Source organism: Staphylococcus sp. HMSC062H10 (genome assembly GCF_001836945.1).
Classification (GTDB): Bacteria; Bacillota; Bacilli; order Staphylococcales; family Staphylococcaceae; genus Staphylococcus; species Staphylococcus aureus.
In genome coordinates this window covers 1-365 of record NZ_KV830973.1, presented here as the reverse complement: position 1 = coordinate 365, position 365 = coordinate 1, and the positions used below count along the sequence as shown (strand labels likewise).

1 protein-coding gene is annotated in these 365 nt (G+C 37.3%); it reads right to left on the bottom strand.

Features of this window, described 5'->3' with window-relative positions:
• Nucleotides 1-56: 56 nt before the first annotated feature.
• Nucleotides 57-365: LPXTG cell wall anchor domain-containing protein (locus HMPREF2658_RS06430; protein WP_050596860.1), on the bottom strand; the 309-nt coding region annotated here is incomplete at its 5' end.

The following is a 365-nucleotide window of genomic DNA, read 5'->3' as shown; positions in this document are numbered from 1 at the left end:
AAAAAACAGGCTTACTTCATATAATTTATGAAATAAACCTGTCAATTTTAGATTGATTATGCTTTGTTATTCTTTTTATTTCTACGTAATAACGTTAAACCTAGAATGCTGAATAATCCGCCGAACAACATACCTTTGTTTGTTGATTCTTCTCCACCTGTTTCAGGTAGTTCAGATTTCTTAGATTGTTTTTGTTTAGTTGGTACCACTGCTTTAACCTTTTCATTGATTTCAATAACAGGTGTTACTACTTTGCCTTGTTCCACTGGTTTAGAAGGCTTTTTAGGTTCTTCTTTTGCGGGTGGCACTGGTTTACCAGGTTCAGCTGGTACCTCTGGCGTTGGCGGTGTTGGTGTTTCCGGCTC